The 17,139-nt window shown below is 55.1% G+C and carries 15 protein-coding genes and 1 pseudogene; 6 read left to right on the top strand and 10 right to left on the bottom strand.

Going from position 1 to position 17,139, the window contains the following annotated elements; translation table 11 throughout:
- The first annotated feature begins 39 nt into the window (after positions 1-39).
- The gene (locus U5K34_RS12165; RefSeq protein WP_322568667.1) at positions 40-468 is read left to right on the top strand and encodes a hypothetical protein; all 429 of its coding nucleotides are present in this window, start codon (positions 40-42) and stop codon (positions 466-468) included.
- Between the two features lie 78 nt (positions 469-546).
- Here U5K34_RS12165 and U5K34_RS12160 read toward each other — a convergent pair whose 3' ends face one another.
- From U5K34_RS12160 to U5K34_RS12145, 4 genes are all read right to left on the bottom strand, one after another.
- Complete coding sequence (locus U5K34_RS12160; RefSeq protein WP_322568666.1) at positions 547-1,221, bottom strand: c-type cytochrome; 675 nt, start codon at positions 1,219-1,221, stop codon at positions 547-549.
- Positions 1,222-1,441: 220 nt separating this feature from the next.
- Complete coding sequence (locus U5K34_RS12155; protein WP_322568665.1) at positions 1,442-2,194, bottom strand: MBL fold metallo-hydrolase; 753 nt, start codon at positions 2,192-2,194, stop codon at positions 1,442-1,444.
- 74 nt (positions 2,195-2,268) lie between these two features.
- Complete coding sequence (locus U5K34_RS12150; protein WP_322568664.1) at positions 2,269-3,258, bottom strand: prolyl oligopeptidase family serine peptidase; 990 nt, start codon at positions 3,256-3,258, stop codon at positions 2,269-2,271.
- A gap of 24 nt (positions 3,259-3,282) precedes the next feature.
- Entirely contained in the window at positions 3,283-3,777 is a 495-nt protein-coding gene (locus tag U5K34_RS12145; protein ID WP_322568663.1) for a DUF302 domain-containing protein, read from the bottom strand.
- A gap of 188 nt (positions 3,778-3,965) precedes the next feature.
- On the opposite strand from U5K34_RS12145, the gene U5K34_RS12140 reads away from it, so the two are divergent.
- Positions 3,966-4,277: a cytochrome c gene (locus tag U5K34_RS12140; RefSeq protein ID WP_322568662.1), complete on the top strand. Its 312-nt coding sequence runs from the start codon at positions 3,966-3,968 to the stop codon at positions 4,275-4,277.
- 18 nt (positions 4,278-4,295) lie between these two features.
- Positions 4,296-5,585, top strand: a complete 1,290-nt coding sequence (locus U5K34_RS12135; protein ID WP_322568661.1) for an NAD(P)/FAD-dependent oxidoreductase — start codon at positions 4,296-4,298, stop codon at positions 5,583-5,585.
- Between the two features lie 150 nt (positions 5,586-5,735).
- Here the strand turns inward: U5K34_RS12135 and U5K34_RS12130 are convergent, their stop codons facing one another.
- The 6 genes and pseudogenes from U5K34_RS12130 to U5K34_RS12110 all read right to left on the bottom strand — a co-directional run bounded on the left by U5K34_RS12130 (position 5,736) and on the right by U5K34_RS12110 (position 14,011).
- On the bottom strand, positions 5,736-7,694 hold the full coding sequence (locus tag U5K34_RS12130; protein ID WP_322568660.1) for an alpha-amylase family protein: 1,959 nt from the start codon (positions 7,692-7,694) through the stop codon (positions 5,736-5,738).
- Between the two features lie 63 nt (positions 7,695-7,757).
- A complete protein-coding gene (locus U5K34_RS12125) occupies positions 7,758-8,519 on the bottom strand; it encodes a M90 family metallopeptidase (RefSeq protein WP_322568659.1) in 762 nt (253 codons plus the stop codon).
- 6 nt (positions 8,520-8,525) lie between these two features.
- A complete protein-coding gene (locus tag U5K34_RS12120) occupies positions 8,526-9,296 on the bottom strand; it encodes an FkbM family methyltransferase (protein ID WP_322568658.1) in 771 nt (256 codons plus the stop codon).
- 145 nt (positions 9,297-9,441) lie between these two features.
- Positions 9,442-9,561, bottom strand: a pseudogene (locus U5K34_RS16205) (Cys-tRNA(Pro) deacylase); the annotation flags it as partial.
- A 94-nt stretch (positions 9,562-9,655) separates the two neighbouring features.
- Positions 9,656-13,363, bottom strand: a complete 3,708-nt coding sequence (gene metH, locus U5K34_RS12115; protein ID WP_322568657.1) for a methionine synthase — start codon at positions 13,361-13,363, stop codon at positions 9,656-9,658.
- A gap of 231 nt (positions 13,364-13,594) precedes the next feature.
- Positions 13,595-14,011 (bottom strand): hypothetical protein, encoded by a 417-nt coding sequence (locus U5K34_RS12110; RefSeq protein WP_322568656.1) that lies wholly within the window; start codon positions 14,009-14,011, stop codon positions 13,595-13,597.
- Between the two features lie 102 nt (positions 14,012-14,113).
- Here U5K34_RS12110 and U5K34_RS12105 point away from each other — a divergent pair, with 102 nt between their 5' ends.
- The 3 genes from U5K34_RS12105 (at position 14,114) to U5K34_RS12095 (ending at position 16,383) form a co-directional block, all read left to right on the top strand.
- On the top strand, positions 14,114-14,893 hold the full coding sequence (locus U5K34_RS12105) for a tRNA 2-thiocytidine biosynthesis TtcA family protein (protein ID WP_322568655.1): 780 nt from the start codon (positions 14,114-14,116) through the stop codon (positions 14,891-14,893).
- 290 nt (positions 14,894-15,183) lie between these two features.
- Entirely contained in the window at positions 15,184-15,369 is a 186-nt protein-coding gene (locus U5K34_RS12100) for a hypothetical protein (protein ID WP_322568654.1), read from the top strand.
- A gap of 147 nt (positions 15,370-15,516) precedes the next feature.
- A complete protein-coding gene (locus tag U5K34_RS12095) occupies positions 15,517-16,383 on the top strand; it encodes a lysophospholipid acyltransferase family protein (protein ID WP_322568653.1) in 867 nt (288 codons plus the stop codon).
- Positions 16,384-17,139 lie beyond the last annotated feature (756 nt).

Below are 17,139 nucleotides of genomic sequence, written 5' to 3'. Positions count from 1 at the left end.
AATTCAGTTATCCATGAATTTACTTATCAGGGCAAGGTCATGAGCGAACAAGAGATCGACATCGAGAATCTGAAGATGAACACCGACGACCTGTATCGTGAAGAGGTCTTCACCGATCAACAGGTTGGCACCCTGCGGCGCCTGACGCCGGTGACCGCCGATGGCAGCGACGATAGTTCCCGTCCCGTACGCTATCTCGGCCAGTCACAGATGATGACGCCGATGGGGGCTCTGCCACTGAATTTTGAAATCGAGGCCGACTCCCTGCAACAGGCGCTCGACGGCTATGGCGAAGCCGCCAAACAGGCGGTCGAGCGCACCCTGGAAGAACTCAAGGAGATGCGCCGCGAAGCGGCCTCGCAGATCGTGGTCCCCGAAGCCGGCGGCGGCGGTATGGGCGGTGCCGGCGGACCGGGCGGTATGGGTGGCCCCGGTGGCATGCCCGGCGGCGGTTTCCAGCTGCCCTGATCAAATCCAGTTCAAATCCGGTTCAAATCCGGTTCAGAGCCAGTTCGGAACCGGTTCAAAGCCGGATCGGCGCCGGGCCTATTCCAGTCCGGCCAGATAGGCGGCCAGTACCTCAATATTTTCATCGCTTAACCGGGCGGCAATGGACTCCATGATCGGACTGCGCCGGACATTCTCTGCCGCCTGCTGTTCGCCCCGATCATAGGCACGAAAGCGTTCGAGCGTCAGGCGCAGATATGCCGGCCGCTGGCCGGCCAGCCGGGCATATTCGGCCGTGCCGTGGCCCCGCTCCCCATGACAGCCGACACACCGTTGTGCGTAAAGACGCTTTCCACTCGCGGCCAGCGCTTCATCCTGCGGTCGTGCCTTTACCGTCTGACGCGCAAAGTAAATCGCCAGATTCACCTTGTCATCCAGCGTAAAATCCTTTGCCAACGAATTCATGACAAAGTTTTTTCGCTCACCCCGGGCAAACTTGCCGATCTGATCCAGCAGATAGACCGGATTCTGACCGGCCAGATTCGGGACATCGGGTTTGACACTGTTACCGTCATTACCGTGGCAATAACTGCATAACAGCGCCCGGTTGCGACCGGCCCGCATCGCTTCCTGCCTGGCCGCCGGATCTTCCAGCCGCTGTTCGATGATCAACATCAGTCCCTGTATCTCATCCTCCATTGCCAGCGACGGCGATGCTGACATCGCCAGTAATATCAACAGGCCGAATCCCCGCGTCAGTTTTCGGTACATCATTTTCCCTCATTAAAGACTTGTCGATGACAACGATACAACATTGCTGCGCCACGATACGTCCTGTATCGAACCGACCCCGGGATTGCTTGAAGAAAAGTTGGCCGGGTTTGATCCAGATCAAACCCGGCGGGATACGACGACAAAACGGGAATAAATTACCCGCCTGCTACGTCACTCGCCCCTTCACTACAGGGACGGGCTTTTGCCGGAAAGAGTTTGTTCAACCCTGATCGTGGCGATCGCAGGGGGCCCGGTATTTATCCGGCACATTTTCCGGGCAGGCACCACACAGCTCGTTACCGGGCACGGCAAAGTCGATCTTGCGTGGATAGGGCAGGTCCATGTTGTCCATGATTTCGACAAACTCCTCCAGGCTCTTGTTGTTACCCAGGCGGGGATTGCGGATTTTCTCCTGGGCAATGGTGGTCACAAAGCGCCCTTCATAATCGTGGCAGGGATAAACCAGCGTGTCATCCGGCAGAGTAAAGAACTTGTCATGAATACTGCGATACAGCGTCGCCGCATCCCCGGACTGAAAATCGGTGCGCCCACAGGCCTCGATCAACAGGGCATCGCCGCTGAACAGCATTTTGTGCGTGCCGTTATCGATCAAATAGGCATGATGGTGATCGGTATGTCCCGGCGTATACAGCGGGTGAATGTCGATAATACCGAGACGAAATGGCTCGCCTTCACGAACACCGATATCGGTACACGGCAACTGATCGACAGCCGGGCCGACAATCCGGCTGCCGGTCAACTCCTTGAGGCGTTTGGCACCGGTCAGGTGATCGGCATGCACATGCGTGTCGAGCGTAAAGTCCAGCTCCAGTCCCAGCTCGTTCAGCATTTTCAGATCCCGCTCCACTGTATCCAGTACCGGATCGATCAGCGCGGTCTTGCCGCTATCGGGACAATGCAACAAATAAGTATAGGTAGAGGAATCCGGCTCAATGACCTGGCGAAATAACATAATAACTCCTTGAGTAATACCGGGTTAATAAACTCCGATCAAATTGTGCACAGAGTTTTACCCTGTTCACGCTATCAGGGCGAGGGTGTATCTCGCCATTTTTCTTCCGCGACAATCCGTTGGACCACCTGTTCGTTCAGTTGTTTCAGCACCCCGGGTCGGCCCGGGGTCACATGTTCCCCCGACAACCATTCCAGTTCATACGGCTCGCGTAACGAGGCATGCAGGGCCACCACACTGGCCGGTGGATAGGCGCTATCGCCTCGGGAGCTGATGACTACCACTGGCCGCGGGGAGATTTTCCCGACCCAGCGCTCCGGCTTCAGATCCTCGCTGGCCGTCAGCAAACCGAGTATCCGGGCGACCAGCGCGCGGGCCGGCTCAAAGGCGATCTGCTCGCGCAAACGGTATTCATACACCGCGCGCGGATCGGCCGCCCCCTGCACCAGCCAGACACGACGGAAACGTTCTTCCAGGGCCCCCGCGGTTCCGGCAAAGAAGGCACCGAGACTGACCCCCACCAGTTCCATCCGCCCGGGATCGACATACGCCTGCCGGGCCAGGTACTCGACGGCCAGCAACAGCGCCGGCGTGGTATCCAGTATGGCCAGCTGTATCTGGTCGAAGTGCCACAAACCCTGCCAGCCGGAAAGCTCCTCCGGCCCCTGGTAGGGATAGGAGATGGACGCGACCACCATGTTGCCGGTGTCCTGCACCAGTTCCGCCGCCTGGCGGCCGGTACCGGCGCCGCCCAGCAATAACATCAGGGGTCGCGCACCATTCCCTGTCCGCGGTCGACGTACTGTCATCTTGACCTGCAGACCGCTGCTGGATGTCAGTGTCAGGTGCTGATAGCGCGACTCCTGCGTTTGCCACTGGCGGGTGACCTGCACCTGTTCGATCTCGCCGCGACGATCAACAAAACGCTCGCTGGGATCCCCCCGTACCGGCCAGCCCAGCCATACCAGGGGTGCCGCCAGGACAACCCCCAGCAACACAATGAACAGCCATTTGCCTCCGCCACGTCGATCCCGATGCCACAAACCCCGTTGTGCAAAACTCATACAACCTGCAACCCTGCTGTTCTGTTAAAGGGCACCCTCGGCACCGGCCTGCATGATATCCATCAGCGCATCACGCACGCGAGTGGCCTCGGCTTTAAGTTCATCGGTCAGGGTGGCGCCATTGAGCATCATGTCGAGATTCATCATCACCAGCCAGCCCCGGCCTTTTGCATCTTCCACCAGGGCAATCCGGCACGGCAGATAGGCGGCGAAATTAATGTTCGCCTCGACCATGCGCTGCGCGGTCAGCGGATCGCAGAACTGGAAAATTTCCATTCGCCGGGCCTTTTTGCCCATGGCTTCCACCTGTTTGGACAGCGGCAACTCGGCGACCAGATTCATGTTATGCATATTGGCCCGCAGTTTCATCGAATCGACCGCCTCATTCATACTGATTCCCTCTTGCAGAGGCATTTTCACCACGGTCTGTTCCAGTTTGATATCGGGAAGCTGGGCCCCCTGCGCGGCAACGGTGACCATCAGGCCGGCAGTTAATAGCAAGAACATCACCTTTTTCATTCGCTGGCTCCTTTGTCCGTGTGACAATACAGCTTTTAATAACATTACCTTATGCTAAACCCCTCGTCATCCTCATTACTTACCCAACAAATAACCTTTTCATCATCGGGTTTATGGTCTAGATTGTAAACACGTTGTTCCCTGGATTTCTTGCCCGGTCTTTTGACTGTATTTTAAGGAGATAACACATGCCCCGCTTTTCCTTGCCCGCGACCTTGTTGTCAGGGGTCATAGCACTTTTCATTTCAACCACTGCTCCCGGCGCCGAGATCAGCCAGGGTGCCATGTTGAGCAATTCCTGTGCCGCCTGTCACGGCACTGACGGCAATAGCCCCGGCGCCATGCCCACCCTGAACGGCAAATCGGCCGATTTCATCGAGCGTGCCTTAAAAGGCTTCCGTTCCGGCGAACGCGATTCGACGGTTATGGGTCGCCATGCCAGTGGCTACAGCGACGAGGAAATCGCGCAGATTGCCGAATATTTTGCCGGTCTGAAATAAATTTAAGGAGTTGCCGTTATGAATCGTGTTAATCGCAGACAGTTTATCCAATTACTCGGCGGTGCCGGAGTGCTGGCTTCCTCGTTCGGCCTGACCGCCTGCTCCAAACAACCCACGGCTTCCGGCCGGGTTGTCATCATTGGCGGTGGTTTTGGTGGTGCCACCTGTGCCAAATATCTGCAACGCTTCGATCCGAATCTGGATATCACTCTGGTCGAACCCAAACAGAAATTCGTTACCTGCCCTTTCAGTAATCTCGTACTGGGCGGAATGCGCAACATAGACAGCATCAGTCACAGCTATCAGGCGCATGAGCAACGTGGTATCAAAGTCGTTCATGCCATGGCGCAGGAAATCGATCCCACGGGTAAAAAGGTGACTTTGAATAACGGCTCGACACTTGAGTACGACCGGCTGGTGGTTTCTCCCGGCATCGACTTCCGCTGGGAAGATGTGGAGGGCATGAGCGATGCCGATGTCGAGAATCTGCCGCATGCCTGGAACGGCGGCCCACAAACGACGATTTTGCGCAAACAACTGACCGACATGCCCGACGGTGGCACGGTCATCATTGCGCCGCCGGCCAATCCGTTTCGTTGTCCGCCCGGGCCGTATGAACGGGCCAGCATGATCGCCAACTATCTGAAACAGAACAAACCTAAATCCAAGGTGTTGATCCTGGATGCCAAAACCAAATTCTCCAAGCAACCGTTATTCATGCAGGGCTGGGAACAACTGTATGGAGATATGATCGAATGGGTTAGCGGAGATGCGGGAGGTCGCGTCAGCCGGGTTGATGTCGCCGGCAAGGGTGTCTATAACGAGCTGGGTGAGTCGTTTTCCGCGAATGTGGTCAACTTCATCCCGCCGCAAAAAGCCGGCAAGTTTGCCCATGACACCGGGCTGGTCGACAACACCGGCTGGTGCCCGGTCAATCAGCGGACCTTTGAATCCACCCTCCATCCGGACATCCACGTCATTGGCGATGCTGCGCTGGCCGGGGCCATGCCCAAATCGGGTTTTGCCGCCAACAGTCAGGGCAAGGTCTGTGCCGCGGCGATTGTATCGGCACTGCATGGTACCCGCATGCCCCAGCCGTCGTATGTGAATACCTGCTACAGCCTGGTGGGTCCCGACTACGGCATCTCCGTCGCCGCAGTCTACCGCTACGCCGAGGATCAGGGCATCTACAAGGTAGACGGCTCCGGCGGTGTCAGCCCCGCGGATGCGGATGCTGAATTCCGGCAGAAGGAAGCCCGCTACACCCGCGGCTGGTACGCCAGTATCACCAGCGATACCTGGGGTTAAAAACAGGTACTAAGTGCTGAGTACCTAGTACTCAGTACTTAGTACTAGTACTCAACACTAAGAACTAAGAACTAAGAACTAAGAACTAAGAACTAAGAACTAAGAACTTTTATATTCTGCCAACTGCCATCTGCAAACTGCCGACTATTTTTACGCTCCTCTCGACAACACCAGCAACTGATACGGTTCCATCACCAGCTCCTGGGTCGCTGTGATGGTATGCCCCCCGAACAGATCGACCATCGTCTTGCGTAATCCCAGCAAGCGCAAACGCCGGGCTTCCAGGCGCTGCTCATGCTCACTGAAATTGGCCAGCACGAACACGCTGTATTGTCCATTATTGCGAAAGAAACTCAGCACATGCGTATTACCACTATCGGTAAATTCGGTTTCGGCATGACTGAATGCCGGGTTCTGCTGGCGCAACTGGATCAGGCGCAGAATACCCTGATAGATCCTTCCGGTAACCGAGTCGCTATCCCGGCGTTGCTCGGCCAGCTCCCAGTCAAAGCGTGAGCGATGCAACCAGCGGGTATCTCCCAGCTTGGCACTGTCCTGATCGTAATCGTAATTATTCAACGTTCCAATCTCATCCCCGACGTACAGCAACGGGATTCCACCCAGCATGATAATCACGCCATGCAGCAGAAGGATCCGTTGGATCGCCAGATTGATATTCTTTTCATTTTTTTCCGCCAGCGCTTTTTCCAGTCCGCACAACGAGGCACAGGTTCCGGAAATACGGGCATCCCCGGTCTGTTTGTTTTCCTGGAATGGCGCACCGCTGGCGAAGCTGCCGGGATAACGCCCGGTATAAAAATCGGTCAGAAAACGCCGATGCTCGTCCGGCTCGAAGCCGGAAGCAATGATATCTTCATCGGAAAACGCCCAGCCGATATCATCGTGGCTGCGCACATAATTGACCCAGGCACAACCTGATGGAATAGTGAAATCGTCCTGCATCGCGCGCAGCAATGCCCGTGTATCACGTGTGGCGAGGGCTTCCCATAACAAGGCCATCAGTTGAGGATGATAGGAAAGCGGGCACTCTTCCACGTCGATATATTTTTTGACTTCGTCGGGATGCACGATCGCTTCGGATTTGAACACCATCGCCGGCGCCGCAATACTGACGATCGCATTAAACGCCTGTATCACCCAGTGCGCTTCCGGCAGATTCTGGCAATCGGTCCCCAGCCGTTTCCATAAAAACGCGACGGCATCCAGGCGTAATATTTCCACGCCCTGATTGGCAAGAAACAGCATTTCCTCCAGCATCTGGGTAAACAACACCGGGTTTTCGTAATTGAGATCCCACTGGTAATTGTTAAATGTGGTCCAGACCCATTTTTTAATCCGGTTACGATAGGTAAATGCACCCGGGTGATCCTCGGGAAAAATCTCACCCATGCTGCGCTCATAGGCATCCGGCAGGGCGCGATCAGGATACATACGATAATACGCCTGGTATTCCGGATCACCGCCCAGAGCGGCCTGTGCCCATTCATGCTCGTCCGACGTATGATTAAAAATGAAATCCAGCACCAGCGATATGCCATGATGACGCAACTCGGTCGCCAGGGCCTGGAGATCGTCCATGTTGCCCAGGGGAGGATGAACCTCCCGGTAACTGCTAATGGCATAACCGCCGTCATTATCCCCTTCGGGCATTTTAAACAAAGGCATCAGATGCAGATACGTAATTCCCAGCTCGGTCAGGTAGGGAATTCGGGCTCGCAACTGCTGCAGATCACCGGCGAACAGATCCACATAGCACATCGCACCGACCATGCGATTGGAAAGATACCATTCACGATTGACTTCACGCATGGCATCCAGTGCCCGCAGCTCGTCCGGACGTGCCAGCCACATATGTGTGGTTGACTTGAGGATATTTTCCAGGTGATAAAAGAAATCGTAGTTATGACCATACAGGCGATACAGCCGCTCGAACAGGCGCGGGAAATGGCGCTTCAGTCGCTCGAGATACCCCTCCCACTCGGCGCTGTCCACCTGCTCCCGGAATGCCGCTTCCAGTCGTGGGAGCAGGCGTGCGAGCGTGGTACGGCTCTCTTTTTTCAACCATAGCGGGTCAATATCGTCGTTCATGGTGACAAACTTCTCTGCTGTGCGATTTGTGCATGATCCACTATATGCCACTGCCGGGCATATTTAAACATTGAGGGGATCTTGCCGATAGAACTGTACAAGTTGTTGATACACCGCCGGGTAAGTTTGCTGAACTACCCGGGGTTGTTCGAAAAAGACCTCACTCACTACAGCGAAAAATTCCGCCGGTGCCGTCGCCGCATAATGATCGATCGCCACTGACTTGCCATGCGCAATCCGATTTTGCAGATCCGCATAGGCGGCGCTGAACGACTTGCTCCATTGTGGTGCGGACATACCTCGGTGCAGGGGCGGCATGCCATTGGCTACACCGTTTTGCATATCCAGCTTGTGAGCAAACTCATGTATCACCAGATTGTGACCGTCTATGAGTCCTCCACCCAGCGAATCCTCGGCTGACAGCACCACCGGTCCCCGCTCCCACGATTCGCCGCTCAGCGGGCGGCTGACTTCATGGACAACACCGTATTCATCCATTTCGGTATGCAGCGGCGTAAATCCGGCAGGATAGATAACCACGGAGACCCAGCCGTCGTACCAGTCCAGCCCCAGGTTCAGAATCGGCAAACAGGCTTGCAGGGCGATGACCAGCTTCAGTTCGGTCGTGACAACCAGATCGCCGGCCCCTTCGAGGGATTTATCGTGTAAAAACAGCGTTGCCAGTCTTTGCAGCCTGTCCAGTTCGTCCTGATTCAATGGTTCGAGCAGAGGCAGGCGTGACAATGCCTGTCGCCAGTGCGAATCGGTATAGGACGAACCACGGAGTATACGATTCTCACGCCAGTTATGGAGAAATTTCAGCACGTTGCTTCAGGACAGAATGCCCCGGGTCTCGAGTATTTTTTCCGTCAATTCGGCGGGAGAAAAGATATAATCGTCCTGGTAGTCCTGGTTGAACTCCTCGGCCCTGTTCAACACGCTAACCCCACCGGCAGTTTTGAAAGCGACGATGTTATAGTCGAGCTCATGAAGAATGTTGATTATCGCATCAATGCGTCTTTTACGTTCCTCAAACTCACCGATATCACTCACTAAATTCAATACTTCACAAAAAACAAACGGCCGGTAATCTTTGAGAACCTGCTGGATACCGTCAATGACCTCATACTCGGCCCCTTCGACGTCAATTTTTATCAGGGAAATTTCCGACAACGGAAGGCGACGAATGAACTCATCGCCCTGCACGGTGACCATTTCAAACGAGTAACCCAGCTTTTCATTTTCGCGCATAAACTTGTGCATGGAAGCGCGTTTCTCACCCAGCTTTCTGGCATAGAGTGTGCGCATGGAATTCTCATTCGAAATCGCCACGGGATAAAAACGGCTGTTCTCAAAACCGTTTAGCCGGATCAACTCCTGCACATAAAAATTGCACACGGGGTTGGGTTCAAAACCAAAATACGCCCGCTGCTGATCAATAACCCGCAGCTTGACCAGGAAGACACCCACGTTACCGCCAATATCCAGTACCGCACCCGGCTTCAGACCCGTCAGCAATTCTATGCAGTGGGACATCCACATTTCCCCCGTGGTGAGGTAACCGCGTCCCATGCCGTAAATCAACGGCACCTGCAGCTTCATACCCAGATAGTTGACCGTCGTCCTGCGACGACAGAGCCTGGAGAGTGCAACGTTAACTTCCCGTCTGAATTTCTTTAGTATTCCCATCGACAGCGGCTGATTGTTTTAACTGGTGGCTAAAATATCATACTTCTCGGACATTTCCCTACTCGGCCGAACTTTCCCGAATGCTATTGCGACTGATATCCGCGAATGTTGCGCCGGTCAGCAGCCTGAGAGCCGCCGGCGACAATTCGATTTCCAACCCCCGCCGGCCGGCACTGACCCGGCCTCATGTCACAAAATAATGTCCCGTTACCATAAAAAAAGCCAGTGCATCGCGGCACTGGCTTTTAGACTGGAGGGATTGGCTATCCCGTTCAGTCGGCGTCGTAGCCGAGGCTTTGTCCCAGCCAGCGTTCGACTTCGGCCACGGACATGCCTTTGCGTTTGGCGTAATCCTCGACCTGATCGCGGTTGATCTTGCCGACCCCGAAGTAGCTCGACTCGGGATGACTGAAGTACCAGCCGCTGACTGCCGCCGCCGGCCACATGGCCATGGAATCGGTCAGCTTGACACCGGTGTGGGTCTCGGCATCCAGCAACTCCCACAACTTCAGCTTCTCGGTATGTTCCGGACAGGCCGGATAGCCGGGAGCCGGACGGATTCCCTGGTACTCTTCGCGCACCAGCTTGTTACTGTCGAAGTTTTCGCTCTTCAGTCCGTAATCCGGTGTCCAGCCGTTGGGCTCGTAACCCCAGTTGATATGCCGCATGCGATCGTGCATGTGCTCGGCAAAGGCCTCGGCCAGGCGATCGGCCAGCGCCTTGAGCATGATAGAACGATAATCATCATTCTCTTTTTCGAAGCGCTGGATATGCTCATCGATACCCAGTCCGGTGGTCACCACGAAACCGCCGACATAATCTTTCTTGCCGGTTTCCCTGGGCGCAACAAAGTCGGTCAGACAACGGTTGGGTTTGCCCGGCGGACGCTGGGTCTGCTGCCGCAGGTGATTCAGGGTCATTTTCACTTTCTTACGTGAATCATCCTCGTAAACCTCGATGTCATCATCGTTGATGCTGTTGGCCGGCCACAGACCGACGACGGCCCTGGCCTTGAGCCAGCGCTCTTCGATGATCTGATCCAGCATCTGCTGGGCATCATTTAACAGTTTCTTCGCCTCGGGGCCCTTGTCGGGATCATCCAGGATCTTGGGATAGGAACCTTTCATCTCCCAGGTGTGGAAGAAGGGCGTCCAGTCGATGTAGGGACGCAGGAACTCCAGCGGCATGTCATCGAAGATCTGGATCCCCGGCTGCTCAGGAACCGGCGGGGTATAGTCGGACCAGTCGATCTTGGTCTTGTTGGCCCGTGCCTCTTCCAGGGTGATCCAGTTGGTCTTGGCACGACGACCGGCATGGTTCTCACGAACCTTGTCGTACTCGGCGCGCAGTTCGGTAACGAATTTTTCCCGATGCAGTTCACTGATCAGATTCTGCGCCACGCCCACGGCCCGCGAGGCATCTTTCACCCACACGGTCGGGGCATGATAGTGCTGTTCAATCTTGACCGCGGTATGCGCTTTGGAAGTGGTGGCACCGCCGATCATCAGTGGCGTATCGAAACCGTTACGTTCCATCTCCTTGGCCATGTGCACCATCTCGTCCAGCGACGGGGTGATCAGGCCGGACAGACCGACGATATCGACGTTCTCTTCTTTGGCTTTCTTGATAATGTCATTGGCCGGAACCATGACGCCCATATCGACCACTTCAAAGTTGTTACACTGCAGTACCACACCAACAATGTTCTTGCCGATGTCATGCACGTCACCCTTGACCGTCGCCATCAGGATCTTGGCATCAGCCTTGGCACCCTCTTCCTTCTCCGCTTCGATGAAGGGGAACAGATAGGCCACGGCTTTTTTCATAACACGCGCCGATTTGACCACCTGGGGCAGGAACATCTTGCCGTCGCCGAACAGATCGCCGACCACGTTCATGCCGTCCATCAGCGGGCCTTCGATCACTTCCAGCGGCTTGTTAAATGCCTGACGCGCCTCTTCGGTATCATCATTGACATAGGCATCGATACCCTTGACCAGCGCGTGTTCCAGTCGCTTGGCCACCGGCCAGCTGCGCCATTCCAGATCTTCTTCCTTTTTGGCACTAGTGCCGTCACCCTTGTACTTGTCAGCGAGATCCAGCAGGCGTTCGGTGGAATCGTCGCGTCGATTCAACACCACGTCCTCCACGGCCTCGCGTAGCTCTTCGGGCAGATCATCATAAACCGCCAGCTGACCGGCGTTGACGATCCCCATGTCCATGCCCGCCTTGATGGCGTGATACAGGAACACGGCGTGGATCGCCTCGCGCACCGGGTTGTTGCCGCGGAACGAGAACGAGACGTTGGAGACCCCGCCACTGATCAGGGCATAAGGCAGGTTGTTCTTGATCTCGCGGATCGCCTCGATAAAGTCGACGCCGTAATTATTGTGCTCCTCGATACCGGTCGCAATCGCGAAGATATTGGGATCGAAAATGATGTCTTCCGGCGGCATGCCGATCTGCTCGGTCAGAATCTTGTAGGCACGGCTACAGATCTCGACCTTGCGTTCCTTGGTGTCGGCCTGACCGGTTTCATCAAAGGCCATGACCACCACGGCGGCGCCATAACGGCGGCACAGTTCGGCCTGGCGAATAAATTCCTCTTCGCCTTCCTTCATGGAGATGGAGTTGACCACGCCCTTGCCCTGGACGCACTTGAGACCGGCCTCGATGATGTGCCACTTGGAGGAGTCGATCATCACCGGAACCCGGGAGATATCCGGTTCACTGGCGATCAGGTTGAGGAAGGTGACCATGGCGTTCTCACCATCGAGCATGCCTTCGTCCATGTTGACGTCGATGATCTGCGCACCGTTCTCCACCTGCTCGCGCGCCACGTCCAGTGCAGTGTCGTACTGCTCATCCAGAATCAGACGTTTGAACTTGGCCGAACCGGTCACATTGGTCCGCTCGCCGACGTTGACGAACAGCGAGTCCTTGTCAATGTTGCACGGTTCCAGACCGCTCAGGCGGGTAACATGATTATCTTCGGGCAACTTGCGCGGCTCATAGGGCGCAACCGCCTCGGCGATCGCCTTGATGTGTCCCGGTGTGGTACCGCAGCAACCACCGATGATATTCAGAAAACCACTTTTGGCCCATTCCTCGATCTGTTCGGCCATCTGCTCCGGTGTTTCATCGTATTCACCGAACTCGTTGGGCAGACCGGCGTTAGGATGCGCATTCACATGACAGGTCGCGATACCGCTCAGCTCTTCGATGTGCTGGCGCAATTCACCGGCACCCAGGGCACAGTTGAAACCGAAGCTGATCGGCCTGATATGACGCAGCGCATTATAGAACGCCTCGACGGTCTGACCCGACAGGGTACGACCGGAGGCATCGGTAATGGTCCCGGAGATCATCACCGGCAGGCGCTTGTCTTCATTGCCAACAAAATAGCTCTCGATGGCAAACAGTGCCGCCTTGGCATTGAGGGTATCGAAAATGGTTTCCACCAGGATCAGATCCACACCGCCGTCGACCAGCCCACCCAGTGCTTCGGTATAGGACTCGACCAGCTGATCGAAATTGATGTTACGAAAGCCCGGGTTGTTAACATCGGGTGAGATACTGGCGGTACGGTTGGTCGGGCCCAACACGCCGGCGACAAAACGTGGCTTGTCGGCGGTGCCCACCGCTTCGCAGGCTTCACGCGCCACTTCGGCGGAGGCCTTGTTCATCTCATAGGCCAGCTCTTCCATGTGATAGTCGGCCATGGAAATGGAGTTGGCGTTAAAGGTATTGGTCTCGACGATGTCGGCACCGGCTTCGAGATAGGCGGTGTGAATATCGCGAACGATCTTGGGCTGGGTCAGAGACAACAGATCGTTGTTACCCTTGAGATCGGATTGCCAGTCGGCAAAACGCTCGCCGCGATAATCTTTTTCTTCGAGTTTATAGGTCTGGATCAGGCTGCCCATGGCGCCATCCAGAATGAGAATACGTTGTTTTAAAGCTTCTTCAAATTGACTCATAACTAGTTTCTTTTAGCCGTTATTAATTGACTGATTATGCGTGAAAAATCGGGGAATACGCGGATAAAGAGCCGAAGATTATACCAGAAACAGCGTCATCCGCCTATTTCCCGTGATAATGGTATGGATGCTGACCGGCCGGGAGCATCAAAACCGCATGATTATGCGCGCTGCAGCACGGGTTATCAGCCCTCAATGACGCCCTTGAACGTACAATTCAAGTCTATTCGCTCAGGTTGTCAGTCTGATCAGGGTGAGCAATTCACGATATAACAGCAATAGTGCAACCAGTATCAATAACATACCGAACATTCGTGCATACTTGCCCTTTAACACCCGTACAGTAAACGGCGAGCGCGTACCGGCTGGCGGGACACGCAGCGAGGCAATAATGCGCCAGCCATACCAGAGAAAGAACAGAATCGGCAGCAAACGCCACAGGCTGTAGACATAACCGGTCAAAAGCTTCTTTTCATCCGCCAGTTCCATCACCTGATAGGGGTTGGCCGATCCGGGGTCGGGCACCAGCAGAAAATCGATCAGCGGCTCCAGCAATACCGCTATCAGAAAATAAGCGGCAATCACCAGGGCGAGATTCAGCCGCAATGACTTGTCGCCGGATTCAAACTCGGGGGGTTGCTCCTGCATCCGGACAACATAACATATCGTCCCGCCCGGGCCGTAGCGAAACTCACCAACACGGCTGACATAATGGTGATGACGGCAAACACGGGGTACACTGGCGGCATCATGTCCACAAGCTCACCGATTAGCGAAGATCTCCGTGATACCCCTGCACCACAGCTGAAGGTGCCCAAGGCCATCCTGCGACCGGTGGGTCGGGCGATTGCCGATTTTAGCATGATCCGCGAAGGCGATCGGGTTTTGCTCGGGCTCTCCGGTGGCAAGGATTCCCTGTCGCTGTTGCATATTCTGCGGCATCTGCAACGCCACGCCCCGATCCGCTTCGAGCTGGGAGCCCTGACCGTGGACCCGCAGATCGAGGGCTTTCATCCCGAAACCCTGAAGGATTACCTGGCGCAACTGGGCATTCCCTATTTCTTTGAAAGCCAGCCGATCGCCGAAAATGCCAAATCCCAGATGAAAAACGACTCCTTCTGCGCCTACTGCTCGCGCATCAAACGCGGCATCATGTACGCCACCTGCCGGCGCGAGGGTTACAACGTGCTGGCCCTGGCCCAGCACCTGGACGATCTGGCCGAAAGCTTCCTGATGTCGGCCTTTCACGGCGGCCAGCTGCGCACCATGAAGGCCTGCTATACCAACCGTGAGAGCGATGTGCGCATCATCCGCCCTCTGGTCTATGTCCGCGAACGCCAGACCTCGGATTTTGCCAACGAGAAAATCCTGCCGGTCATTCCCGACTCCTGCCCGGCCTGTTTCGCCATGCCCACCGAGCGGGATCATATGAAACAGCTGCTGGCGCAGGAAGAGTCCCACAACAAACAGCTTTTCAAGAGTCTTATGACGGCTATGCACCCTCTATACTCAAAATATGAGGCAGAATAACCATATTTCTCCCACTTTAATATTTTTTTAGTGAAATACATCCCTTTACTATCTTTTTTCGAACAAAGTGGGAACCATATTTCAGAGAGGCCAAAATATTGAAATTGATGTGGGGAATAATACCCTCACTCTAAAAACGGAAATGTGAAAAATTGTGAATTTATTCACATTTCTTTTATCACGGCGCTATGATTACCGGTAAGGTCTCCAGGCACCCCCAACATGTTGGGATGTTTAGCCCGGAATGTTCTCCAAATGTGTAGCACGATGAGCCTGTCGGGAGGTGTCAGATGAAGCACGTCAAACGTGAAGCGCCAGCGATGGTCCAGTGTGGCGAGGGCTGGTGTATTGAAACACCGGCCGGCATGGAAGGCCCGATGGACAGCCGACAGGATGCGGCCGTTTACCTGAACCTGCTCAACCGGGTGAATGCCGCCCGCAATGAACTGGCCTGCCTGGATTGCGAGGCCCCGTAACCGATACCCGTATCCAACCCCCCACTGCCTTGTCCGGTTCGCCCGCCCGAGCGGGCCGAACCGGCCACAAGGAAAATCCTGTACGCTACAAGGCGTGCAGGATTTTTTATTTTCAGGATTTATATTTAACAGTTCCGATAACACCCCATGCGTGAATTTCTATTGTTACTGCTCGCCGGTCTGCCCCTGGTGGTGCTGCACAGCGCCGGCTGGGTGAGCGGCCAGCTATTGTGGCTGTTGCGGGCCAAACCGGCGCGGATTGCCCGGCGTAACCTGGACGCTTGCCTGCCACAACTGAGCGACACAAAACGCCGACAGCTGGCGCGCCGCAGCCTGATCGCCACCGCCCGCACCCTGCTCGAATCCTTTCGACTGTGGCACGGTCCGGCTGATCGGGTCATCAAACTGGTGCGCCGCGTCGAAGGGGAACCCGCATTGCGCTCGGCACTGACCAGACAGCAGGGCGTGTTGCTGCTGGTCCCGCATCTGGGCAACTGGGAGATGATCGGCCTGTACTGTTCCCGCCACTATCCCATGACCAGCCTCTATCGAACCCAGCGCTCGCCGTGGTTCGATGAGTTTATTCTGCGCGGTCGCCAGCGCTTCGGCGCCGAACTGGTGACCACCACCGGCCGCGGCGTGCGGGCCGCGGTGCGGGCACTCAAACAGCAGCGAATTCTGGGCATCCTGCCCGATCAGAACCCCGGCGCCGGCGCCGGGGTGGTGGTGCCGTTTTTCGGCATCCGCACCAACACGCCGGTGTTGCCCGCCCGCCTGGCCCATCAGCATCAGGCCCCGGTGCTGTGCGCCTGGGCCGAACGCCTGCCGCGAGCACGCGGCTTTGTCCTGCATTTCGAACCGCTGGATAACGCCATCGCCGGCCCCGATCCCGAACAGGCCAGCGCCATTATGAACCGCGAACTGGAACGCCTCATCCGCCAGTGCCCCGAACAATACTGGTGGAGCCACCCGCGCTTTCGCCACCGCCCCGAAGGCGAAGAACCGATCTATTAGCTGATGCTCTGGAAATTAACGCGAAGGACGCAGAGACGCAAAGAACGCGAAGTAAAACAATTAATTTTCTTGTTCAGTTCTTTAATGCTTTGGTGGATCGGTCTGATTTTTTGATTCAGTTAATACTGCTGCAACTGAATCACTTTATTTAACTTTCCATACGCAATAAATAATTTCTTTCTTTGCGCCCTCCGCGTCTTCGCGTCCTTTGCGTTACTTCCACCCGCCTATCTCACTTCACTGAGCAGCGAGTCGATCTACTAGCTGACTCTCTGGGAATTAACGCGGAGGACGCGAAGACGCAAAGAACGCGAAGTAAAACAATTAATTTTCTTGTTCAGTTCTTTAATGCTTTGGTGGATCGGTCTGATTTTTTGATTCAGTTAATACTGCTGCAACTGAATCACTTTATTTAACTTTCCATACGCAATAAATAATTTCTTTCTTTGCGCCCTCCGCGTCTTTGCGTCCTTTGCGTTACTTCCACCCGCCTATCTCACTTCACTGAGCAGCGAGTCGATCTACTAGCTGACTCTCTGGGAATTAACGCGGAGGACGCGAAGACGCAAAGAACGCGAAGTAAAACAATTAATTTTCTTGCTCAGTTCTTTAATTCTTTGGTGGCTCGGTCTGATTTTTTGATTCAGTTAATACTGCTGCAACTGAATCACTTTATTTAACTTTCCATACGCAATAAATAATTTCTTTCTTTGCGCCCTCCGCGTCTTCGCGTCCTTTGCGTTACTTCCACCAACC

Source organism: Thiohalophilus sp., assembly GCF_034521165.1.
Taxonomy (GTDB): Bacteria; Pseudomonadota; Gammaproteobacteria; order UBA6429; family Thiohalophilaceae; genus Thiohalophilus.
The sequence above is the reverse complement of the archived record's forward strand: the minus strand, read 5'-3'. Positions and strand labels throughout refer to the sequence as shown.